The sequence below is a fragment of the Tsukamurella paurometabola genome (genome assembly GCF_900631615.1).
Taxonomy (GTDB): domain Bacteria; phylum Actinomycetota; class Actinomycetes; order Mycobacteriales; family Mycobacteriaceae; genus Tsukamurella; species Tsukamurella paurometabola_A.
In genome coordinates, this window is the sequence record NZ_LR131273.1 from 2,189,052 (window position 1) to 2,212,507 (window position 23,456).

The 23,456-nt window shown below is 72.2% G+C and carries 13 protein-coding genes and 1 pseudogene; 9 read left to right on the forward strand and 5 right to left on the reverse strand.

Annotated features, from left to right (window positions below; genetic code table 11):
* Positions 1-115: 115 nt before the first annotated feature.
* Entirely contained in the window at positions 116-1,738 is a 1,623-nt protein-coding gene (gene groL, locus ELY19_RS10905; protein ID WP_126196216.1) for a chaperonin GroEL, read from the forward strand.
* A gap of 161 nt (positions 1,739-1,899) precedes the next feature.
* Here the strand turns inward: groL and ELY19_RS10910 are convergent, their stop codons facing one another.
* Complete coding sequence (locus ELY19_RS10910) at positions 1,900-2,721, reverse strand: helix-turn-helix domain-containing protein (protein ID WP_126196217.1); 822 nt, start codon at positions 2,719-2,721, stop codon at positions 1,900-1,902.
* Positions 2,722-2,823: 102 nt separating this feature from the next.
* On the opposite strand from ELY19_RS10910, the gene ELY19_RS10915 reads away from it, so the two are divergent.
* From ELY19_RS10915 to ELY19_RS10940, 6 genes and pseudogenes are all read left to right on the forward strand, one after another.
* Entirely contained in the window at positions 2,824-3,561 is a 738-nt protein-coding gene (locus tag ELY19_RS10915; protein ID WP_126196218.1) for an SDR family oxidoreductase, read from the forward strand.
* A 25-nt stretch (positions 3,562-3,586) separates the two neighbouring features.
* Positions 3,587-3,985: pseudogene (locus ELY19_RS10920) on the forward strand (TCP-1/cpn60 chaperonin family protein); the annotation flags it as partial.
* Positions 3,986-4,175: 190 nt separating this feature from the next.
* Entirely contained in the window at positions 4,176-4,595 is a 420-nt protein-coding gene (locus ELY19_RS10925; protein ID WP_126196219.1) for a hypothetical protein, read from the forward strand.
* 313 nt (positions 4,596-4,908) lie between these two features.
* Complete coding sequence (htpG, locus tag ELY19_RS10930) at positions 4,909-6,780, forward strand: molecular chaperone HtpG (protein ID WP_232015625.1); 1,872 nt, start codon at positions 4,909-4,911, stop codon at positions 6,778-6,780.
* A gap of 138 nt (positions 6,781-6,918) precedes the next feature.
* Positions 6,919-7,398 (forward strand): hypothetical protein, encoded by a 480-nt coding sequence (locus ELY19_RS10935; protein ID WP_126196220.1) that lies wholly within the window; start codon positions 6,919-6,921, stop codon positions 7,396-7,398.
* A gap of 39 nt (positions 7,399-7,437) precedes the next feature.
* A complete protein-coding gene (locus ELY19_RS10940) occupies positions 7,438-7,950 on the forward strand; it encodes a mycothiol transferase (protein ID WP_126196221.1) in 513 nt (170 codons plus the stop codon).
* On the opposite strand, the gene ELY19_RS10945 is transcribed toward ELY19_RS10940, so the two are convergent.
* A complete protein-coding gene (locus ELY19_RS10945) occupies positions 7,928-9,151 on the reverse strand; it encodes a PucR family transcriptional regulator (protein WP_126196222.1) in 1,224 nt (407 codons plus the stop codon). The two genes, ELY19_RS10940 and ELY19_RS10945, sit on opposite strands and share 23 nt — an antisense overlap.
* Before the next feature lie 126 nt (positions 9,152-9,277).
* Here ELY19_RS10945 and ELY19_RS10950 point away from each other — a divergent pair, with 126 nt between their 5' ends.
* A complete protein-coding gene (locus ELY19_RS10950) occupies positions 9,278-11,230 on the forward strand; it encodes a GMC family oxidoreductase N-terminal domain-containing protein (RefSeq protein ID WP_126196223.1) in 1,953 nt (650 codons plus the stop codon).
* 87 nt (positions 11,231-11,317) lie between these two features.
* On the opposite strand, the gene ELY19_RS10955 is transcribed toward ELY19_RS10950, so the two are convergent.
* Both ELY19_RS10955 and ELY19_RS10960 read right to left on the reverse strand, forming a co-directional pair.
* Positions 11,318-12,244: an LLM class F420-dependent oxidoreductase gene (locus ELY19_RS10955; RefSeq protein WP_126196224.1), complete on the reverse strand. Its 927-nt coding sequence runs from the start codon at positions 12,242-12,244 to the stop codon at positions 11,318-11,320.
* Positions 12,245-12,261: 17 nt separating this feature from the next.
* Positions 12,262-13,545, reverse strand: a complete 1,284-nt coding sequence (locus ELY19_RS10960; RefSeq protein WP_126196225.1) for a hypothetical protein — start codon at positions 13,543-13,545, stop codon at positions 12,262-12,264.
* Between the two features lie 125 nt (positions 13,546-13,670).
* On the opposite strand from ELY19_RS10960, the gene ELY19_RS10965 reads away from it, so the two are divergent.
* A complete protein-coding gene (locus ELY19_RS10965) occupies positions 13,671-14,657 on the forward strand; it encodes a Fe2+-enterobactin ABC transporter substrate-binding protein (RefSeq protein ID WP_126196226.1) in 987 nt (328 codons plus the stop codon).
* A 99-nt stretch (positions 14,658-14,756) separates the two neighbouring features.
* Here the strand turns inward: ELY19_RS10965 and ELY19_RS10970 are convergent, their stop codons facing one another.
* On the reverse strand, positions 14,757-23,441 hold the full coding sequence (locus ELY19_RS10970) for a non-ribosomal peptide synthetase (protein WP_126196227.1): 8,685 nt from the start codon (positions 23,439-23,441) through the stop codon (positions 14,757-14,759).
* Positions 23,442-23,456: the final 15 nt, after the last annotated feature.

Here is a 23,456-nt window from a genome sequence, read left to right on the forward strand (position 1 = left end):
TGCGCAACCCGCGCAGGTGACACGCCGGGTCGTCCGTCGCGGGCATCGAATCGACCTAGAAGACGTGTCCAAAGTACGGGCCGAACCGGCCCCTATCTGGAGGAATCACTTCGCAATGGCCAAGATCATCGCGTTCGACGAAGAGGCCCGCCGCGGCCTCGAGCGGGGCCTGAACGCCCTCGCCGACGCCGTCAAGGTGACGCTCGGCCCCAAGGGCCGCAACGTCGTGCTGGAGAAGAAGTGGGGCGCCCCCACGATCACCAACGACGGTGTTTCCATCGCCAAGGAGATCGAGCTCGAGGATCCCTACGAGAAGATCGGCGCCGAGCTCGTCAAGGAGGTCGCCAAGAAGACCGACGACGTCGCGGGCGACGGCACCACCACCGCCACCGTTCTGGCCCAGGCGCTCGTGCGCGAGGGCCTGCGCAACGTGGCCGCGGGTGCGAACCCGCTGGGCCTCAAGCGGGGCATCGAGAAGGCCGTCGACGCCGTCTCCGAGCACCTGCTGAAGGCCGCCAAGGAGGTCGAGACCAAGGAGCAGATCGCTGCTACCGCGGGCATCTCGGCCGGCGACCCCGCCATCGGTGAGCTCATCGCCGAGGCCATGGACAAGGTCGGCAAGGAAGGCGTCATCACCGTCGAGGAGAGCAACACCTTCGGTCTCCAGCTGGAGCTCACCGAGGGCATGCGCTTCGACAAGGGCTTCATCTCGGGCTACTTCGCCACCGACGCCGAGCGTCAGGAGGCCGTGCTCGAGGACGCGTACGTGCTGCTCGTCTCGGGCAAGATCTCGACCGTCAAGGACCTGCTGCCGCTGCTGGAGAAGGTCATCCAGGCCGGCAAGCCGCTCGCGATCATCGCCGAGGACGTCGAGGGCGAGGCCCTGTCGACGCTCATCGTCAACAAGATCCGCGGCACCTTCAAGTCGGTCGCCATCAAGGCCCCCGGCTTCGGCGACCGCCGCAAGGCGATGCTGCAGGACATGGCGATCCTCACCGGCGGCCAGGTCATCTCCGAGGAGATCGGTCTGTCGCTCGACACCGCCGGCCTCGAGGTCCTGGGCCAGGCGCGCCAGGTCGTCGTGACCAAGGACGAGACCACCATCGTCGACGGTGCCGGCTCCAAGGAGCAGATCGAGGGCCGCGTCTCGCAGATCCGCGCCGAGATCGAGAACAGCGACTCGGACTACGACCGGGAGAAGCTGCAGGAGCGCCTCGCGAAGCTGGCCGGCGGCGTCGCCGTCATCAAGGCCGGTGCCGCGACCGAGGTCGAGCTCAAGGAGCGCAAGCACCGCATCGAGGACGCCGTCCGCAACGCCAAGGCCGCCGTCGAGGAGGGCATCGTCGCCGGTGGTGGCGCTGCTCTCGCGCAGTCGGGTGCCGTCTTCGAGAGCCTGGCTCTCGAGGGCGACGAGGCCACCGGCGCGAACATCGTCAAGGTCGCGCTCGACGCCCCGGTCAAGCAGATCGCCGTCAACGCCGGCCTCGAGCCCGGCGTCGTCGCCGAGAAGGTCCGCAACTCGCCCGCCGGCACCGGCCTCAACGCCGCCACCGGTGTGTACGAGGACCTGCTGGCCGCCGGCATCAACGACCCGGTGAAGGTCACCCGCTCGGCGCTGCAGAACGCAGCCTCGATCGCGGCCCTGTTCCTCACCACCGAGGCCGTCGTCGCCGACAAGCCGGAGAAGGCCGGTGCCCCGGTCGATCCGACCGGCGGCATGGGCGGCATGGACTTCTAAGTCCTGCCACTCGGCTAGGGAACGCAGGGCCCGGCATCGTCGTTGTGACGGTGCCGGGCCCTTCCCGTTTTCGAAAGTCGGGTTCTGCGGGGGTATCGCCGCCGAAATATCGCCGCGGTGGCCCGAGAACCCGACTTTCGAAAAGGCCTTCGTCGCCGCAGCTACGAGGAGCGGGCGACTCGGGTGACAAGGGCGGCCAGGGTGCGTTCCGACGCGGTGCCCTCCTGCGCCTGATAGGCGACGATCAGCTGCCCCGGGGCGGCGGCGACCTCCAGCGTGGACCACTCGAGTTCCACCACGCCCAACTCCGGGTGCGCGATCACCTTGCTGCCGTTCGTCTTCGCCTGCACTTCTCCGTCGCCCCATAGTCTGGCGAAGTGTTCACTCCGCACCGAGAGTTCGCCGACGAGCGCCATCAGTCGAGGATTCGACGGGTTCGGACCGGACAGCGCTCGCAGATTGCCGACGGACTCCCGGGTCACCGTCTCGTAATCGAGGAAGACCTCTCTCGACCGCGGGTCGAGGAACAGCGAGCGCACCATGTTGTCGCCGACGCGGAGACCGATGCCGCGGTGCAACTCCTCGCCCGCCGCATTGGTGCCGATCAGGTCCAGCAGCGAGTTGGTCACGATGGTCGGGTTCGGCCAGGAGTCGAGCAGGCGGCGTACGACACCCGACATCTCATCGACCACCTCGCCGCCCCGGCCGTCGGGGAGTTCGGCCAGCTGCGCCAGGTGAGCGGCACCGTCGGCGTCGAGCTGAAGGACCTCGGCGAGCGCGGCGACCACCGCCGGCGAGGGCCTCCGATCGCGCCCGCGCTCGAGGCGTACGAGGTACTCGACGCTGATCCCCGCCTGTGCGGCGACCTCCTCGCGACGCAGACCGGGAGTGCGGCGCACGCCCATGGTGCGCAACCCCAGCGTCGCCGGGTCGACGCGCGCACGCCGCGCACGCAGGAAGTCGCCGAGCAGGTTCTCGTCCACCGGCCTCACGCTACCCATTCGGCCGGTTCCAGCCAGGTAGCGCGACTACCCCGCAGCCGCACGGCCTGTCACGCCCGGCGAGGCCGGGGCACGGTCACGGACATGACCTCTTTGACTGATCGCACTGCACTCATCACCGGAGCCGGCAGCGGTATCGGCGCCGCTACAGCCGCGGCCCTGGCCGCGGCGGGCGCGCGAACCGCGCTGATCGGCCGACGCCCCGACCGCCTCGCCGACCTGGCCGCCGCGACCGGCGCGGCGTACGCCGCTACCGATGTCACCGACCGTGCGAGCTTCGGTGCCGCGGTGGCGGATCTCCGTGAACGCGTCGGAAGGTTCGACCTCGTCGTCGCCAATGCCGGCACGATGTTGCCCGCAGCCTTCGACACCGCGGACGCCGGCGACTGGGATCGGATGGTGGCGACGAACATCACCGGCTTGCTCACCACGGCCCGAGCGACGATCAATGACCTCATCGCCGCCGCCGAGGCCGGGCCGGCAGACCTCGTCCTCATCGGATCCATCGGCGCGCACATCGTGCTACCGGGGTACTCGGTCTACAACGCGACGAAGGCGGCGGTGGCGCACCTGACGCGCCATCTGCGGGAGGAGTTCGGCCCCCGCGGCGTTCGCGTCCGGCTCATCGAGCCCGGCATGGTCGAGTCCGAGCTCGGCGCTGGCGTCACCGATCCGGATGCCGCCGCGGCACTACGGCAGTACGCCGTCGAAAACCCGCCGATCCCCGCGTCCGCGATCGGCGACGCGGTGGTCTGGGGTGCGGCTCTGCCCGCCGGGGTCAACGTCGCGTCGATGATCGTGCTGCCGACGGTGCAGGGCTGAGCGCGAGCGGTAGTGAGGGGCCGGTAAGGCCGGTGCCGCGACCGAGGTCGAGCTCAAGGAGCGCGAGCACCGCATCGAGGACGCCGTCCGCAACGCCAAGGCCACCGGCGCGAACATCGTCAAGGTCGCGCTCGACGCCCCGGTCAAGCAGATCGCCGTCAACGCCGGCCTCGAGCCCGGCGTCGTCGCCGAGAAGGTCCGCAACTCGCCCGCCGGCACCGGCCTCAACGCCGCCACCGGTGTGTACGAGGACCTGCTGGCCGCCGGCATCAACGACCCGGTGAAGGTCACCCGCTCGGCGCTGCAGAACGCAGCCTCGATCGCGGCCCTGTTCCTCGCCAACGAGGCCGTCGTCGCCGACAAGCCGGAGAAGGCCGGTGCCCCGGTCGATCCGACCGGCGGCATCGGCGGCATGGACTTCTGAGTCCTCCTTCCCGTTCCGAAACCGGCCTGCTGCTGGGCCATGACGAAATGGTCACCGCGTCACTCACTTGGAGGCCGGTTTCGGAATGCGCACGGGTCGCGTAACGGACCTCGGCGGTGCATCGATACTCCGGGCACGAACGACTGCACTGAAGCCGCCGGTGCGACCCGCACACGGACGGAGGCAGAGCATGAATCGGAACGCAGTGGTAGCACGGGCCGCGATCGCGGCCGCCGTAGTGGCGCTCGGCGCCGGGGCGGTCACCGCCGCCCCGGCAGCGGCGAGCGAGGTCACCGAGCACGGGTTCGTCGGAGGTCCCTCCTGCGACCCTGCGACGACGACCGCCACGGTGATCGCGGAGACCGCCGACGAGAAGTTCGTGATCTGCCGGCAGAACGGGGTCTTCCCACCCGACGATCACATGATCACAGCGCTCAACGTCAAACCCCTGCCCTTCCGGTACGACGACGTGAAGTACGGGCCACAGACCTACGTGGTCGACGTGTACGGCAAGAAGTTGTTCGTGGGCCGCGGCTACAGCGAGTTGCACGACGAGCGAGGGAAGATGATCTGGCACAAGCCGACTACGGAGTACCGGTTCGAAATCTGAACGGATCAGTCCGTGCCGGGCTGGAACGCATCGCGGCGGACGGAGGCGAGGAACTCCGTCCGCATGGACTCGACCGCGGCGTCCCGCGCGGCCATGGCCCCGTGACCCGGTACCGCGGTCGCCGTTGCAGGCGGGCGGCCAGCGGCATCCGGAGATGCCGGCGAGTCGCCGCGGAGCGGAGGACCGGGAGCAGAGGCGCACCGTCGGGTTGGCAGAATCTACGGCAGGCACCGTCAGTGAAGAAGAGAAAGGCGACGACGTGACCGCAGAGACCCTCCAGTTCCAGGCCGAGACCGATCAGCTGCTGTCGCTGATGATCCACTCCGTGTACTCGGAAAAGGACGTCTTCCTGCGCGAGCTGATCTCCAACGCCTCCGATGCGCTCGACAAGTTGCGGCTGGAGGCGTATCAGGACAAGGACCTGGACGCCGACGCGTCCGACCTGCACATCGAGCTGCGCACCGACCCCGAGGCCCGCACGCTGACGATCGCCGACAACGGCATCGGCATGAGCCGCGCGGACGTCGTCGACCTCATCGGCACCCTCGCCAAGTCCGGCACCGGCGAGCTCAAGCGCAAGCTGGAGGCGGCGAAGCAGGCCAAGGAGCAGGGCGCCTCCGCGGAACTCATCGGCCAGTTCGGCATCGGTTTCTACTCGGCGTTCATGGTCGCCGACCGCGTGACCCTGGTGACCCGCAAGGCGGGCGAGGACACCGCCACGCGCTGGGAGTCCGAGGGCCACGGCACGTACACCGTCACCGACCTCACCGGCGACGACGTCCCCGCACAGCACGGCACGACGATCACACTCCACCTGCGCGCCGCCGACGGCGACGAGAGCCTGCACGACTACACGTCCGAGCACGTGCTGCGCTCGGTCGTGCGGCGCTACAGCGACTTCATCGCCTTCCCCATCCGCCTGATTCCCGCCCAGGCCGCCGATTCCGGCGATGCCGAGGACGACGGCGCCGAGGCGAAGGAGCCCGAGACCCTGAACTCCATGCAGGCGCTGTGGGCGCGGCCGAAGGAGGAGGTCTCCGACGAGGAGTACGCCGACTTCTACCGTCACGTGAGCCACGCCTTCGACGAGCCGCTGGAGACGATCTCCGTCCGCGCGGAGGGCACGTTCGAGTACCAGGCGCTGCTGTTCATCCCGACGATGCCGCCGTTCGACATGTTCTACCGCAACACCAAGTCGGGCCCCGCGCTGTACGTCAAGCGCGTCTTCATCATGGATCATTGCGAGGCGCTGCTGCCCCCGTACCTCCGGTTCGTCGCGGGCGTCGTCGACGCGCAGGACCTGTCGCTCAACGTCTCCCGCGAGATCCTGCAGAACGACCGGCATCTGGTGATGATCCGCAAGCGCCTCGTCAAGCGGGTCCTGCAGACGGTCGCGGCGCTGCGCGAGAACGAACGGGAGAAGTACGACACCTTCTGGTCCGCCTTCGGTGCGGTCTTCAAGGAGGGCCTGCTCGACGATCAGGAGAACCGCGAAACCCTGCTCAAGGCATCGTCGTTCGAGTCGACGTTCAGCGAGACCGGCACCACCGGTCTCGCGGAGTACGTCGCCCGCATGCCCGAGGGGCAGGACGTGATCTACTACGCGACCGGCGATTCCCGGGCACGGTTGGAGGCCTCGCCGCACCTGGAGGCGTTCACCGCCAAGGGCTTCGAGGTCCTGCTGCTCACCGACCAGGTCGATGAGCTGTGGACGCCGGGCGCCGAGTTCGACGGTAAGCGGTTCGTCTCCGTGGCGAAGGGCGAGGCCGACCTCGGTGACGAAACGCCGGAGGTGGAGGGCTTCGAGCCGCTCACCGACTGGCTCGCGGAGGTGCTCTCCGACGACGTCGCGGGCGTTCGTCTGACGTCGCGCCTCACGACGTCGGCCGCCTGCCTGGTCGGCGGCGAGTTCGACCTCACGCCGCAGTTGGAGCAGATGTACCGGGCCAGCGGCCAGGAGGTGCCGCGCACGCGGCGCACGCTGGAGCTGAATCCGGAGAACGACCTCGTGAAGTCCCTCCGTGACCGCGTCGCCGCCGCGGAGGCGCCGGCCGAGGACGCGGAGCTCAAGGACGCCGCCGAGATCCTCTACGGCACCGCCCTGCTCGCGGAGGGCGGTGCCGTCGCCGACCCCGCCGCCTTCGCCGCCGTCCTCGCCCGCCAGCTGGGCCGCTCCCTGGGCTGATCCGCAGGGCACGCCGCCGCGCCACGTCCCCGTCGGGCGCGGCGGCGTTCAGCGCGCGGTAAGCGCCGCGAAAGGGCTACGCGTCACCGTGTTCTCATCGCAGTTCTCATCGCACCGAACGGTGCCGAGGGCGAAGGAGTGGATGTGGCGTTGTCAGCAGTGCCTGCGCAGGGATGGATCCGCCTGATCTGCATGCCGGGTGACTCGGCGAACGCGTTCATCAAGTACGAGACATACGTGACCGTGAACGCCTTCGTCGACAGCGTCGCCCGGATGTCGAACTGGGGCGAGAGCATCCTTCCCGTCACGCCGGGCGACCGCGTGCTCAGCGTGCAGTTGGGTGCCTACAGCGCCTTCGGGGGCAGCCCGGGCAGTGCGGTGTTCAACACGCAGTTCGGCACCGCGAGCATCCCGCTCCGGGTGGCTCCGGGCCAGACCGTCACCGTCTTCTACGCCGCGCCGAATGGTACCGGCACGCCGGGCCGGTTCAGCTTCACTCCGCCGCCTCCGCCGCCGGTCAACGGCTTCAAAGTCGCGCAGATCGTGATTCTGGCGGTCTGTTTGGGTCTCCTGCTCCTCATCGTGGGCTTCTGCCTTCTGCTTCTCGTGGGTTCCTAGTCGGCCTGCTCGCCCCGGAATCGGCGTACCGTCGCAGACATGGACGCAGACGTTGCACGGGACCTGCTCACCGACTCGTTCGCCCGGATCCGCGAGCACGCGGAGGACGTCACCGGGGGCCTCGACCCGGACATCGCGAATCGACGGATCGTGCCGGACGCCAACACGATCGCGTGGCTGGTCTGGCACAGTGCGCGGGTGATCGACGCGCAGCTCGCGCCGATCGCCGGCGTCGAGGAGGTCTGGACCGCGAACGACTGGTACGGCCGCTTCGGCCTCGACCTGCCGCCGGAGTCCACCGGATACGGGCACAGCCGGGCCGATGCGGCGAAGGTGCACGGCAGCGATGCGCTGCTGATCGGCTACTTCCGCGATGTCGACGCGATGGCGACCCGCTACCTCGCGACCGTCACCCCGGACGAGCTCGCCCGGGTGATCGACGAGGCGTGGGACCCGCCGGTCACCGTCGCCGTGCGGCTGGTCAGCATCGTCGACGACTGCGCCCAGCACCTCGGCGCCGCCGCCTATCTCAAGGGTGCGCTGCAGGGCTGACGCCGAAGGCGCGCACCGAGTGCAGCGCGAGCTCGACGTAGACGCGCCGCTCGTCGAGCGAATGCCCGATCACCTGCTCGACCTGCCGGATCCGGTAGCGCACGGTGTTGGGGTGCAGCAGCAGGGCCGCGCCCGCTGCGCGCGCATCGCACCCCGCTCCGAGGTAGGCGAGCGCCGTCTCGCGGAGCCGCGCGGCGGTCGCGGTGTCGTCGGCCAGCGCGCCCAGCTCACGTTCCACCAGCGTCGACGGCGCCTCGGGTCCGGCGATGCCGTGGGCCAGGCAGGCGAGCTCGACGTCCCGGTAGGCCACGCAGGCCCGGCCGGTTCGCCGCGCGACGATCAGTGCGGCCGCGGACTCCTCGTGGCTCCGCCGGAAGCCGTCGACGCCGGGATGCGCGGTCCCGAGCGCGCAGCGCACCGTCGGAGGAAGGTCGAGCCCGTCGGGGACGGCCGATCCCGTGCTCCAGCAGCGCAGCGACCGTGTCCCGATGCGTTGTGCCAGGCGGTGTTCGCCCCGCACCGCCCGGTGCACGGCTCCGGCGGCGCGTTCGAGGAGCCGCTGGACGTCGGCGTCGGCGACGGCCTCGTCGACCCACAGCGTGTATGCGGTGTGTACCGGAGCGACGGGGTAGTTCAGCGCGGTGGTCGCCTCAGCCGGGTCGACCTCCTGGCCCGCGAGCACCGCGTCGACGGTCGCGGTCTGCCGGGCCAGGGCGCCGCGCTGCCACTGCTCCCGCTCGGCGACGAAGGTACCGATCATCTGCTCGATGGAGGCGTCGAGCCACTGCGTGGTGCGCGGCCAGAAGTGCAGGAGCACCTCCGAGCGCACCTCCGCATCGGGGATCTCCGCCGTGGCGGTCGCGGTGAACAGCCGCCACGCCGCGCTCTGCCCCACGCGGTACACCGCGAGGAGCACGCGGAGCTCGAGGCCGCGGCGCGCCATCGTCCGGGCGAGGTCGTGCGTCTCCTCGCCGGGGCGCACCGTGACGGTGTCGCGCGTGGCGTTGCCGAGCACGCCGCGCCAGTGGGCGCGGGTGCTCGCATCCAATTCGGCGCGCAGCAGCGGCTCGTCCATCTCCGGCAGTGCCGCGACGATCGCGTCGTCGACCTCGGCCACCATCGCGTCCAGGGCCTGCTCGTTCTCCGCCGCCCGTGCGAACTCCGTCAGCCACGCCCGGGCCGGCGCCGTCAGCCCCGACACCACGGCACCCCTTGTTCCATCGGACAAACGTCGGCGAGAACCTTGCACATGGCACCAAGAATATGACCTACATCACAGCCAGTATTGGAACTCCCGAACAAACCTCCGGAGATCAGGAGTACCGAGATGGCCTTCGCCTTCGACCCCCGTCCGCGCGCCGCACTCACCGCCCTCGTCGACACGTTCGTCGCGTCCGTGCCCCGCGACGACGATCCGTCCGGCTTCTGGGCGGTCAAGGGCAGCGACCTGATGGTCGACGCCGCCGTGGAGGAGTACCTGCTCGGTCACATGTCCGACGAGCAGCTCGCGGGCCTGGCCGGTCTGCTCGGCGCCGCCGACGCCGCGGGCGTCACGGACGGGACCCAGGAGGCGCGCGAGGCGATCGTCGCCGGGCTGGCTGCGTCGGGCGACGAGGCGGCCCTGGCGCTCAGCAGCCTGTGCCAGCTCGCCACGATGATCGCGTACGGCCTCATGGACGAGCAGGGCCGCAACCCGCTGTGGGCGGGCATGGGCTACCCCGGGCCGGTGTCGGCGCCGCCCGCGTCACCCAAGACCCTCGCCACGATCACCCCCGCGGGCGGGACCCTCACCGCCGATGTCGTGATCGTCGGCAGTGGCAGCGGCGGCGGTGTGTCCGCCGCGCTCCTCGCGGAGGCGGGCAAGAAGGTCATCGTGGTCGAGGGCGGGAGTTACCGCAACGAAGCGGATTTCGTGCAGAACGAGCTGTTCGCCTATCAGACGCTGTTCCTGCGCGGCGGCTTCTTCCCCTCCTCGGACGGAATGGTCATGCTCGCAGCGGGCGGCACCGTCGGCGGCGGTAGCACCGTGAACTGGTCCAACTCGCTGAAGACGCCCGAGACCGTCCGCAAGGAGTGGGCCGCCGCGGGCCTGCACGACGCCCTCGGCCCCGAGTTCGACGAGCACCTGGACGCGATCTTCGCCCGGATGGGCTGCAACCAGGACGTGGCGCTCCAGAACGGACCGCACGAGCGGCTGTCCGACGGTGCCGCCGGGCTCGGCTACACCTACACCAAGGTGGACCTCAACGTGAACCCCGACCGGTTCGACCCGGTCCGCAGCGCCTACAGCGGTATGGGGGACCAGACGGGCGCGAAGAACGGCACCCTGCGCACCTTCCTGCAGGACGCCTCGGACGCGGGCGCGCGACTGCTGCCGAACACCCGCGTGCAGCGGATCACCACCGAGGGTGGCGCCGCCACGGGCGTCGAGGCGACGTACACCGACCCGGAGACCGGCGCCCGGACCGCGGTGCGGATCGACGCCCCCACCGTCGTCGTGTCCGCCGGCAGCCTGGAATCGCCCGCCCTGCTGCTCCGTTCGGGCATCGGCGGCCCGGCTGTCGGAAGAACGCTGCGCTTGCATCCCGCCACGCTGGTCAGCGGCGTCTACGACGAGCCGCAGGACCCGTGGCACGGCCCCGCCATGGCGGGCGTGATGACCGAGTTCGCCGACGCCGATGCGGGCTACGGGTTCCTCGTGGAGTGCGTGCAGCACCTGCCGGGCCTGTTCACGAGCATCGTGCCGTGGCTGGGTGGCGCCGCGCACAAGGAGCTCGCCGCGCAGTACCGCAACCGCGCCGACTGGGTGGTGCTGGTCAAGGACCGCGGCGTCGGCTCGGTGACGATCGACGAGAACGGCGAGGCCGTGCACGCGTACCCGTTCGACGACGAGCTGGATCGCAGGCACTTCCGCGAGGGCATCGCCGCCTCGATCCGGATGCAGGAGGCCGCCGGGGCGCGACGGATCTACGTGGCGGGGCAGCGCTTCGCGCCGTGGAACCGCGGGGACGACCTGGAGGCGTACATCGCGCAGGTGAACGAGATCCCGATCGGCCCCGGCGGCACCCCGGTGTTCAGCGCCCACCAGATGTGCAGCGCCCCGCTCGGCGCGGATCCCGCCACCTCGGTGGCCGGTCCCTCGGGCGAGCTGCACGACACCCGCGGCGTGTGGATCGCGGACGCCAGCGGCATGCCCACCTGCTCCGGCGTCAACCCCATGATCACCACCATGGCGTTGGCGCGCCGCACCGCGACCAACCTCCTGGCCGCCGGCGCCTGACCCGTGTACCGAACCGGCCCTCAGCTCGTCCTCGGCGGAGATACTTCCGCGGGACCGAGCTGAGGGTCGGTTTCTGTGGTGACTCGGTCAGAGGTCGGCGACCTGCGGCAGCACCTCGGCGCCGATCCACTCGACGTGGTCGAGGTCGCTCTGGTCGAGCACCTGCAGGTACACCCGCGAGGCCCCGGCCTCGGCGAAGGTGCCGAGCTTGTCGACGATCTCTCCGGCGGATCCGGCGAGTCCGTTCTCGCGCAGCTCGGGCAGCTGGCGGCCGATGGTCGCGGCCCGTCGCGCGACGGTCGCGTCGTCGAGCCCGCCGCACACGACCTGCGCGGCCGACTTGACGATCGACTGCGGGTCGCGGCCCGCGGCGACGGCCGCGGCGTCGATCCGGCCCCAGACCGCGGCGGCCTCCTCCACCGGAACGAAGGGCGTGTTGTACTCGTCGGCGAATCGCGCGGCGAGGGCGGCGCTGCGCTTCTTGCCGGCACCGCCCAGCACGATGGGCACGTGCTTCTGCGTCGGCTTGGGCAGCGCGGGGGAGTCGATCAGGGAGAAGTGCTCGCCGCGGAAGGTGTAGGTGCCCTGAGCCTCCCACAGTCCGGTGACGATCTCGAGGGTCTCCTCGAAGCGGGCGAAGCGCTCCTTCACGTCGGGGAACGGGATGGCGTAGGCGGCGTGCTCCTCCTCGAACCAGCCGGCGCCCAGCCCGAGTTCCACGCGCCCGCCCGACATCTCGTCGACCTGCGCGACCGAGATGGCGAGCGGGCCGGGGAACCGGAACGTCGCGGACGTGACCAGCGTGCCGAGGCGGATGGTGGAGGTCTCGCGGCCGATCGCGCCGAGCGTGATCCACGAGTCCGTGGGGCCGGGCGCCCCGTCGACGTTCATCGCCACGTAGTGGTCCGACCGGAAGAAGGCCCCGAATCCGGCGGCCTCCGCGGTCCGTGCGACGGCGAGCTGGTCGGCGTAGGTGGCTCCCTGCTGGGGTTCGACGAAGATGCGTAGCTCCATGGAAGACCACTGTGCCACTAGAGCCGGGGACGTGTGCGATCGAAGGGGGCCTGCACGAATCGGATGCCGCCGCGGCGTTCCAGGGCCCGCCGCTGGTACCGCGCGTCGAGCCGGTGCCCGTCGACGGTGCCGGCCACCCGCAGGCCCTCGGGCACCGTCGTGACCTGCAGCTCGACGGGTGCCGCACCCGCACCCCGGCGCACCGTGAACGTGTCGCCCTCGGCCCGCAGGCCCCAGGCGGTGACGGCGCCGTCGGGGGTCTGCGTGACGAGGCTGTCCTGCGCCGAGCCCTTCGCCGGACGGTCCGCGGTGCCGCGCAGCGTGATCGCGATCGACGTCCAGACGGGGCCCGCGCCGCCGGTGGCGAGGGCGGGCGCACCGTCGATCGTGAGCGTCGTGGCCCGCCAGACCCCGTCGCGCGGGTCACGCGGGGTGTTCATGGTGTCGACCCGCGCCAGGTTTCCGGCGACGGTGGCGGCGATCAGGACCACGGCGAGGACGGCGGCGGCCACCGTTCCGGTGCGCCGCGCGGTCGACGGCGCGGCGGGCAGCACGGCGCGCAGGAGCTCCCGGCGGTGCGGGAACACCAGCACCACGGCGATCACGAGGAGTTCGGCGGCGAGCAGCTTCACCGGGACGTCGTAGAACAGGTTGAGCAGCACGATCTGCGTCAGCGCGACGACGGACAGCAGGGCGCCGGCGAGGCGGGTGCGGGGCGCGATCAGCAGCAGTCCGGCGGTGAGTTCGATCGCGCCGGTGACCACGGTGTACGGCGTGGATGCGGCCATGTAGCCCCAGAGCAGCGAGAAGGGCTCGGTGTCGCCGATGGCTCGCAGCTGGTGGGCGGGCAGGTTCATGTGTCCCATCTGCGCGGGGACCACCTTCGCCAGCCCGTAGAGCAGCATCGCGACCGCCAGCACGGCGCACGCGATCACGCGCAGCACCCGGGCGGCGCGGTCCACGCCCGCCGCGCCGCGTTCGCCGGCCCGGACGGCGAGCGCGCCCCACAGCAGGCCGCCGGCCGCGCCGAGGACGAGCGTGCCGGCGTGGAACTGCCACGCCCACGCGAGGTCGCTGCCCGTCGCGACGTCGACGGGCGCCGGTTCGGTGCCCGTGACCAGTGCACCGACGGTGCCGACGGCCCGCCACCCGGGCGTGAACACCGCCGCCGCCGAGATCGCGGCGAAGACCTGGGACAGCAGCACCGCAGCCGTGAACAGGATCAGGACGAGGCCGGTGACGGCGAGTGCGACGGTGCGCGAGACCGTGCGGGCCGGGGAGGGGATGTCTGCGCGGTTCATGGCACTACCGTACCGATGAATATTTGGTTACCCTAACCTCATGTTCGACCGGGGTGGGGTGCCGAACCCGCGCTTCCATATGTTTTGATAAGCCTGTCCTAATTGTTATGAGAAAGGGCTACTTCATGGCCAAGCACGTGCGATACCTCATCGCCCTCCTGTGCGCCGTCGGGCTGGTCGCCGGGTGTGGTGGCGGCTCGACCGATTCCGGCACCGAGGCGTCCGCGACGCGCACCGTCAGCACGGTGAAGGGCGACGTGACCATTCCGGTCAAGCCGAAGCGCGTCGTGCTGCTGAACTACAACCTCGCCGGCTACCTGTACGACCTCGGCCTGCCCGTGGTCTCGATGGTCACCGAGTACACCGATCGTGACCCCGCCAAGGCTCAGCCCTTCGACGCGTGGAAGGACGACTTCACCAAGGCGGGAACGAAGTTCATGCACTGGCCGGCCGGCGGCTACAACATCGAGGCGATCGCGGCGGAGAAGCCCGACCTCATCGTCGGCGGCGGGCTCGGGTTCCCGTTCAAGCAGACCGGCGACGCGTACGACCGGCTCAAGGCGATCGCCCCGACGCTCGTGGTCGACAACAAGCTGGAGAGCTGGAACCAGCAGTTCGAGTTCCTGGCCAAGGCGTTCGACCAGCCGCAGGTGTACCAGGACGCCGTGAAGAAGTACGACGAGCGGGTCGCGCAGGTGAAGGCGAACATCACGCCGCCGCCCGGACCCGTGGCCTTCCTCTCGATGACCGCGCAGGGCAAGGCCTACGGCCTGATCGAGAACCGCGGCGTCCCCGCCGAGTTCGCCAAGCTGGGCATCGAGCCCGCCCCGATCTTCGCGAGCGGCAAGTTCAAGCCGTACACCGCCGGCGGTGACTCCTACGAGATCACGCCGGAGCAGCTGCCCAGCACGGTCACGCAGCCGTCGGTCTTCATCGTCGGCTTCAGCGGGCAGACCTTCGACGCGAATTCGCTGCGCTCGCAGCCCGTCTACGCGTCGCTTCCGGCCTTCACCGCGAACCGGGCGTTCGACCTGCCCTACTGGGTGCAGCGCCCCGACTTCGACAAGGCCATCGCCACGCTCGACGTCGTGGAGAAGATGTTCAAGAAGTAGTCACTCACACCACGACAGCCGCGGCCCGGATCACTCCGGCCGCGGCTGTCGTCGTCGAAGTCCGTGCGGGGCGCGCACCGTCGCGCGCCCCGCGCGGCGTCAGTCCGGCAGGACCTGGACCATCGCCTCCTGCGTCACCGTGGCGACGAGCTCGCCATCGGCGTAGAAGTGCCCGGTCGTGAGGCCCCGACCGCCGCGCGCGACGGGGGAGTCCACGACCAACAGGTGGAACGCGTCGAACCGGGTGTGCCGGTGGAACCACAGCGACTGGTTCAGCGTCGCGGCGCCGACCCGGTCGTAGCCCCAGGACAAGCCGTGCCGGGCGATGATCGGGTCCTGCACCGTCAGATCGGAGGCCCAGGCCAGCGCGGCGTCGTGCAGGACCTGATCGTCCGGCAGGGTGCCGTCGGTGCGCATCCACACCCTGCCCCGGCTCTCGGCGTCCTCGGACCCCCGCCGCACCCACACCGGGTCCGAGGCGAACCGCATGTCGATCGGGTGCGACGCCTCCACGAGGGCGCGCAACCGCGCCTCGTGTCCGGCGAAGCGCTCCGCCATCGTGGGCAGGGCATGCGGATCGCCCGCCTCGGGGGCGGTGTCGGCGTGCTCCAGCGGGGCGGGCGCGTCCGCCTGGTAGGCGAGCGTCATGACCGCGAGGATCCGCCCGCCCTGTTCGACGGTGACCTGCCGGTTCGCCGCTGTCCGGCCGTCCCGCAGGCGCGCCACCCGGTAGGTGAGATCCTCGGTGACCGTGCCGAGTTCGACGAAATGGGTGTGCGCGGCGTGCAGCGGCAGGGCCGCGCCGGTCTCGGGCAGCGTCGCGCCCGCGGCCACGATCGCCTGCGCCAGGATCTGGCCGCCGAAGGTGTGCACGCCGACCTTCGCCGGGTGACGCCCGGCGAACACGTCCGGGTTCTCCGTCCCGGCGAGCCGCAGGATGTCGAGGAACTGCTCGAAGTCGCTGCCCGACGGGGCCTCCCGGGCCGCGGACACCACCGCGCGCGCCGCGATCCCGGCGATCGAGCGGCCCTCCAGGACGTCCCGGGCGCTGAGCTCGACGCCGCGGCGCCGTGCCCGGGAGACCACCTGCAGGGAGACCAGCGAGTCGCCGCCCAGCTCCGTGAAGTCGTCCGACAGGCGCACCTCCTCGCCGAGCAGCTCCCGGAACACCGCCAGCACCACCTCCTCCGCCGTGGTGGCCGGCGCGCGGTCGTCGCCGGCATCGGCGCGGGCGGCGGGCGCCGGCAGAGCCTCCCGGTCCAGTTTCCCCGTGGGGCCCAGGGGGAGCCGGTCCAGCACGACGTACGCGGCCGGCACCATGTGCGCGGGCAGTTCCGCGCCGAGCGCGCTCCGGATCGCCTCCGGATCGGGCTGCGCACCGTCGTTGCGCACGAGGTAGCCGACGAGCCGGTCGTCGCGCACCAGCACGGCCGCGGCGCGCACGCCGGGCTGCCGCGCCAGAGCGGTCTCGATCTCGCCCAGCTCGATGCGCAGGCCGCGGATCTTCACCTGGTGGTCGGCGCGCCCGTGGAACGAGAGCGTGCCGTCCTCCCGCCACGCGACCAGGTCGCCCGTGCGGTACATCCGGGAACCGGGCTCCCCGAAGGGATTCGCCACGAAGGTCGCTGCCGTGAGGTCGGGCCGGTGCAGGTAGCCCTGGGCGAGCGAGTCGCCCGCGAGGTACAGCTCGCCGAGCACGCCCGTGCCCACCGGATTGAGGCCCTCGTCGAGCACGTAGCAGGGCAGATTCGGGTCGGGCCGGCCGATCGGCAACGGGCCCGGGTCGTCGGGCTCGTACCGCCAGGTGACGGCGTTGATCGTCGCCTCCGTCGGGCCGTAGCAGTTGAACAGCGCGCGCCGGCCCCGGCCCCAGTGGTCCGCGAGCTCCGGGTCGAGCCGCTCGGCACCCACCATGAACACGACCGACGGGTCCACCTCGGCGTGGTCGGGCATCGCCGCGAGGAACGAGGGCAGCAGGTTGATCACCGAGACCCGGTGGCGCTCGATGTACTCCAGCAGCTCGTCGCCGGGGACGCGCACCGCGTCCGGCGCGACCACGGAGGTCGCGCCCGCCATGAGCGGCCCCAGGACCTGGAGCACCGAGATGTCGAAACTGGGCGAACCCGTCTGCAGCACACGTTCGTCGGGCCGGAAGCCCAGGACCTCCACCACGAAGGCCATGAGGTCGGGCAGGCCGCGGTGGCTCACCGCGACGCCCTTCGGCCGGCCGGTCGTGCCCGAGGTGTAGATGATGTAGGCCAGCGCGTCCGGGGTGAGGCTCGCCCGCGCGTGCACGGGGTCGGTGGCGTCGCCCGCGGTGTCCCACGGGTCCACGGCGCGCACCGGCATCGTGTCGGGCACGGAGGCGGTGGCCGATTCGGGGACGTCGCCGCAGGTCAGCACTGCCGACGGTGCCGCGTCCTCGAGCAGGAACCGCAGGCGCGCCGCGGGGTACGACGGGTCGAGCGGCAGGTACACCGCGCCCGCCTTGAGGACGCCGAAGACCGCGACGTACCAGGGCAGACCGCGCTCGGCGAAGACCGCCACCACGTCCTGCTGTCGCACCCCGTCGGCGAGGAGACGATGCGCGAGGCGGTTCGCGGCCTCGTCGAGCTCCCGGTAGGTCAGCTGACGGTCCCCGCACACGACGGCGGGGTGGCCGGGGGACGCGGCCACGTGCGCGCCGAACTCCTCGAGCAGCGGCCCGTACCGCCCGCGCAGGGGCACGTCGCCCAGGGCCAGCATCGCCGCCCGCTCCTCGGCGGGCAGGGTGCCGATGGCGCCGACCGGGGTGTCGGGCGCCGCGACGACGGCGCGCAGCACCGCGGTGAGCCACCGTCCGTACGCCCGAACGGTCCGCTCGGAGAGCACGTCCGTGCGGTACCCCAGGCCCAGCGTCAGACGCTCGCCGGGCAGGACCACCACGGTGAGCGGGTAGTGCGTGGCGTCGGTGATGTCGACCCCGGTGAGGTCGAGCCCGGGCTCGATCGGCTGCACGTGCCGGTCGGAGAGCGGGAAGTTCTCCGTGACCACCATGGTGTCGAAGAGCTCGCCCAGTCCGGCGGCGCGGGTGATCTCGACCAGGCCGAGGTGATGGTGGTCGGAGAGGGCCAGCGCGCGGCGGTGCACGTCCGCCAGGACCTCGCCCACGGGTTGCCCGGGCGTTGCCCGGACCCGGACCGCGATGGTCTCGCCGAGCTGGCCCACCATCGTTCCCACATCGGGCACCTCCACCGGGCGGCCGGAGACGGGGCAGCCGAAGACCACGTCGCGGCGCCCCGTGAGGCGGCCCAGCAGCAGGCCCCACGCGGTGTGCAGCACGCTCGTCAGGGTGACTCCGCGGGCGCGCGCCAGCTCCGCGAGACCGTGCGTCAGGTCGTCGTCGAGCTCCACCAGGATGCGCTCGGGCGCGGCATCGGCGGCGCCGGAACCGGTGGGCGCCAGCAGCGTCGGCGCCTCCAGGCCGGCCAGCTCCTCCCCCCACGCCGCACGTGCGGCGGGGACGTCGCGGCCGGCGCGCCACCGGTAGTACCCGTCGAGCGGCGCGGAGGCCGGCGCGACGGGGCCGCCGCCCAGTTCGGCGTAGATCGCGAGCAGCGTGCGGCCGGCGATCGGCATGGACCAGCCGTCGAGCAGCGAGTGATGGTTGGTCAGCGCCAGGCGATGCGCGTCGGTCCCGGTGCGGCACAGGAGGAACCGGATGAGCGGTGCCGTCGACGGATCGAACCGGCGCGCCTGCTCGGCCGCGGCGATCTCCGTGAACGCCGCCGCCGGATCGGCGCGGTCCGTGAGGTCGACGTAGGTGAAGTCCGGGCGGACCGACAGCGGGACCACCTGCACCACGTCCGACGACGCGGTGTAACCGAGCCGCGTGCGCAACGACGGCACCCGGCGCAGCAGTTCCGCGGCGGCCGCAGCCATCCGCTCCGGGTCCACCGGCCCGTCGAGGTGGGTGGCGGCCTGGACGACGTAGACGTCCGGTTCGCCGTCGGCCAGCAACTGCGACTGGTACGCCAGACCCACCTGCAGCGCCGTGGCCGGGAGAACGTCGGCGATCGGCCCGTCCCGTTCCAACAGGTCGATGTCGGCCTGGTCGAGCGTCACGAGCGGCAGGTCCGACGGGGTGAGGCCGCCACCGTCGGGCCCGATCCGCTCGGCGTGCGCGGCGAGCGCGGCCAGGGCCTCGGACCAGCACTCCTGCAGTTCGACCACTGCGGCGGCGTCCAGGACACCGCTCGCGGCGGTCCACTCGACGGTGAGCCCGTCGGCGCCGTCGAAACAGTTGATCGCGAGGACCTGCTCGAGCGCCTTGGCGGCGGGGTCGAGCACGGCGAAGGGGGTGTCGCCGGGAAGCCGCCAGCCGTCGTCGGGAGTGGCGAACCGGCCGAGGTAGTTGAACACCACGTCGGGTGCCGCGCCCAGCGGACCGGCCTCGGGATCGAGATGCCGGAGCACGCCGTAGCCGATACCGCGACCGGGCACCCCGCGCCGGGCCTCCTTCACGGCGCGGACGAGCCGCCCGGCCGCGCCGCCGCCCGCGAGGGCGTCGTCGAGTTCGTCGTCCTCGACCGGGACGGGCAGGCCGACCGGGTGTTCCACGGTGAACCAGCCGACGGTCCGCGCCAGGTCGGCGGCCGGCAGCACCTGCTCGCGCCCGTGGCCTTCGACGGTGACCGTAGCGGTGGACCGCGGTGCGCAGCCGGCGCGGCGGCGCCGCAGGCGCAGGGCCAGGGCGAGCGCCGCGAGTAGGATCTCCTCCGCGTTGGCGCGGTAGGCGCGTGCGAGCCGCTCGGTGACGGCGAGCGCGACGGGCGCCTCCGTGCGCGTGTACGTGACGGCGGCGGTGGCGACCCGGTCCGCCGCGGGATCGAGCAAACGATCGCCGAGCCGCTCCGCGTCGGCGAGCGCGGCGCGCCAGTGGTCGAGTTCGCCACGGTACGTGCCGTTCTCGCCCTGCTCGGCGAGCGCGAGGGCGTGCGCGCGCCAGGGAGTCGCCTCCGCGCGCAGCGCCGGTGCTCGACCCGCGGCCACGTCCCGGTGCGCCTGCGGCAGGTCCTGGAGGAGCACGCGCCAGGAGACGCCGTCCACGGCGAGATGATGGATCACCAGGACCAGCCGGTCCGGGGAGCCGGCCTCGCGGCCGGGGCCGCGCACGATCCGGCCGCGGAGCACGACACCGGTCGCGGGGTCGAGCTCGGCGGCCAGCGCGGCCGCCGTCTCCTCGACGGTACCGGCCCCCGCGGAGACCTCCAGCGGCGGCGCGGCGGCCTCGACGGTGAGCGTCGCGGGTCCCGAGAGGCGCAGCCGCAGTGCGGGATGCGCGGAGACGACCGCCTCCAGGGCGGCGCGCACGGTCTCGGCCGTGGCACCGGCCGGCAACTCGGGCGCGATCCACTGGGCGTAGCCGGCGATGTCCCGCGCGGCCGGATCGGGGCCCAGCAGAGCGGCGACGATCGGCGGCGCGGGGAACGCGCCCTCGGCGGCGACGGCGGGCCCCACCTCCTGCGCGACGGTCTCAGTGGCGCCGGCCGCCAGCGTGGCGAAGCTGCTGCCGGAGAGGAAGTCCCGGGGTCGCACGTCGAGGCCGGCCGCCCGCAGCTCGCTGCACACCGTGATCGCGCTGATGCTGTCGCCGCCCAGACCGAAGAAGTCGTCGTCGACGCTCACCTCCGGGACGTCGAAGGCGGCCGCGACGACCGCGCACAGCAGGCGCTCGCGATCGGTCCGCGGGGCGCGGCCGCCGGACTGCACGGCGGGTGCGGGAAGGGCGGCCCGGTCGAGCTTGCCGTTGATCGTCACCGGCAGCTCGTCCAGTACGACCACGGCCGACGGCACCATGTGGTCGGGCACGACCGCGCCCAGCGCGGACCGGACGCCGTCCGCCGTCACCGCGCCGGTCACATAGCCCACCAGGCGGTCCCGACCGCCGTCCGTGCGCACCACCGCGGCGGCGCTCGTCACGCCGGCGACGGCGGCCAGCGCGGTCTCGACCTCGGCCAGTTCGATCCGGTAGCCGCGGATCTTCACCTGGCCGTCCCCGCGGCCCAGGTACTCGTAACCGCCGCCCGCCGGGCCGCCCAGCCAGCGCACCCGGTCACCGGTGCGGTACATGCGCGAGCCGGGCTCGCCGAACGGGTCCGCGACGAACCGCTCGGCGGTCGCAGCCGGCAGATTCAGGTAGCCGCGCGCCAGGTGCGGCCCGGCGAGGTAGAGCTCACCGACCTCGCCGTCCCGGACCGGTTGCAGCGCACCGTCGAGCGCGTAGGCGGCGGTGCCGGGGACGGCCCGGCCGATCACGGGCGTCTCGCCGGCGACCACGGCGGCGGTGGCGTCGACGGCGGCCTCGGTGGGGCCGTATACGTTCACCGCGGGCACGCCGGTGTCCGCGATACGGCGCCACAGCGCGGGGCCGGTCGCCTCGCCGCCCAGGATGAGCAGAGCGGGGCGGTGCTCGCCGTCGAGGAGTCCGCCGTCGATGAGCGGTGCCGCCATCGACGGGGTGGTGTCGACCACGTCGATGCGGTCGGTGCGGTACGCGGCCAGCAGGGCGTCGGCGTCCCGCGCGGTCTCCGTCGAGTACAGGTGCAGCGCATGGCCGCTCAGCAGCCACAGCAGCTGGTCGAGGGAGGCGTCGAAGGAGAAGGAATAGGTGTGCGCACAGCGCAGGCGGCGCCCGGCGTCGCGGCCCGTCGCCAGGTCGGCCAGCGTCGCGCGGTGATGCCGCAGCAGGCTCGTGAGCCCGCCGACGCGCCCGGCGACGCCCTTCGGGCGGCCGGTGGAACCGGAGGTGTGGATGACGTACGCGAGGTGATCCGGATGCCGGGGCGCGGCGAGCTCGGACGCCGCCAGCGGCGAACCGGACAGGCCCGCCAGGCGGGCGCGGGCCTCCGGACCGTCGAGTCGAATCGCCGGGACCCCCTCGGGCGAAACGGAACCCGTGGCGGTCAGGGCAAGGACGGGGCGCGAGTCCGCGACCAGCTCGGTGTGCCGGGCGACGGGGTGAGCGGGGTCGAGGTACTGGTACGCGGCGCCCGCGTCCAGGACCGCGAGGATCGCGACCACCAGGTCGACGCCGCGGGGCAGCGCGAGGGCCACCACGTCGTCGGCGCCCGCACCCTCGGCCCGGAGCAGCCGGGCCGTGCGGTGCACGCGATCGGTGAGCTCGCCGAAGGTGATGCGCTCGGTGCCGTGCACCAGCGCCAGGGCCGCGGGATCCCGCCGGGCCTGGGCGTCGAGGGCGGCGGGCACGTCCTGCGCGGCGTGCGCGGATGCGGGGGTGCGCGAGCGGTCGATCAGCGCCGTGCGCACGGACGCGGGAAGCAGCTCCACCTCGCCGACCGCGGGCGCGGCCGGGGACGAGAGCTCGGTGACGAGCGTGACAACGGCATCGAGCCGGCCCTGCACCTGCTCGCGCGTCACCGCGCGCGCGTCCACCTCGAATCCGAGGAGCAGGCCGTCACCGCCCTGCTGAACCGGCCCGCTCGCTCCGCTCCCGGCGCCGGTCTGATCCGGCCCGCTCGCTCCGCTCCCGGCGCCGGTCTGATTCGGCCCGCTCGCTCCGCTCCCGGCGCCGGACACGGGGATCACGCTGAGCCCGTAGTCCTCCGGCGGACCGCCCGCGACGTTGCGCATGGTGCCGGCGGCTCCGGCGTAGTCGAGCGTGAGGTCGAAGGCCTTGAGGTTGATGCCGCGCCCGTGCAGGAGCGCACCGACGTTCGGGGCGCCCAGGTCGCGCGGCAGGTCCTCGCCGCGGTAGCGCTGGTGGGCGCGCATGCGCCGCATGGTCTCGGCGACCCGGGCGCTGAGATCCGCGAGGCGGTCGTCGCCGTGCACCCGCAGGCGCAGTGGCAGCACGTTCACCGCCATGGCGGGGGTGCGGAGCGCGACCCCGCCGCTGCGGCACATGAGCGGCATCGCGAAGACCACGTCGGACTCGCCCAGCGTGCGGTGCAGGAAAGCGGCGTAACAGGCGATGAGGGCCTCGCCCCAGGTGGTGCCCGATTCGCCGGCGACCCGGCGCAGGGCGTCGAAGACCTCCGGCGGCAGCTCCGTCCGGGCGGCGTGCACCTCGCCCGCGGGGCCGTCGACGCCGGGGCGATCCGGCAGCTCGGGCAGGGGCGTCAGCTCGTCGCGCCAGTAGGCGCGGTCCGCCTCGTGGCGCTCGCTCGCGCGGTACTCCTGATCGGCGGCCACGAACTCGGCGAACGATCCGAACGGGGACTTCGGCGGCTCGGCGCCGGCGACGAGGGCGGTGTAGTGCGCCGCGACGCGACGCGAGAGCATCGCGGCCGAGTAGCCGTCGAAGACCAGGTGGTGGCCGAGCTGCGTGTACCAGACCTCGGTGTCGGACAGGCGCAGGATGCGGAAGGCGAAGAGGGCCCGGTCGGTCATCCCGGCACAGGCCGCCGCCAGCCGGGCGCGCTCGGCGACGACCGCCGCCTCGGCCGCGGCCTGCGGGTCCGGCTCGTCCCGCAGGTCGACGACGTCCGGCGCGGGGACGGCACCGTCGTCGATCCACTGCCGTGGGCCGTCCGGCGTCTCCACCACCCGTAGCCGCAGGCTGCCCGCCTCGGCGACGGTGCGCGTGATCGCCGCCCGCAGCGCGTCGACGTTCACGGGAGCGTCGCCGGCGATCTCCAGCACGTCGCCCACCACGTAGTACGGTGAATCCGGTTCCAGCCGTTGCGCGTTCCAGATCCCGTGCTGCGCCGCGGTCAGCGGGAGCAGGTCCGGTGCATCGGTGCCGGACGATGCCGGGGAAGGGGCGGCCTCTGCGAGGGTCACGTCGGGGGCTCCTGG

Bases quoted from the DNA above. Each gene is read 5' to 3' on its own strand.
- groL (WP_126196216.1), top strand. From the start codon at position 116: ATGGCCAAGATCATCGCGTTCGACGAAGAGGCCCGCCGCGGCCTCGAG.
- ELY19_RS10915 (WP_126196218.1), top strand. From the start codon at position 2,824: ATGACCTCTTTGACTGATCGCACTGCACTCATCACCGGAGCCGGCAGC.
- ELY19_RS10925 (WP_126196219.1), top strand. From the start codon at position 4,176: ATGAATCGGAACGCAGTGGTAGCACGGGCCGCGATCGCGGCCGCCGTA.
- htpG (WP_232015625.1), top strand. From the start codon at position 4,909: ATGATCCACTCCGTGTACTCGGAAAAGGACGTCTTCCTGCGCGAGCTG.
- ELY19_RS10940 (WP_126196221.1), top strand. From the start codon at position 7,438: ATGGACGCAGACGTTGCACGGGACCTGCTCACCGACTCGTTCGCCCGG.
- ELY19_RS10950 (WP_126196223.1), top strand. From the start codon at position 9,278: ATGGCCTTCGCCTTCGACCCCCGTCCGCGCGCCGCACTCACCGCCCTC.
- ELY19_RS10955 (WP_126196224.1), bottom strand. From the start codon at position 12,244: ATGGAGCTACGCATCTTCGTCGAACCCCAGCAGGGAGCCACCTACGCC.
- ELY19_RS10960 (WP_126196225.1), bottom strand. From the start codon at position 13,545: ATGAACCGCGCAGACATCCCCTCCCCGGCCCGCACGGTCTCGCGCACC.
- ELY19_RS10965 (WP_126196226.1), top strand. From the start codon at position 13,671: ATGGCCAAGCACGTGCGATACCTCATCGCCCTCCTGTGCGCCGTCGGG.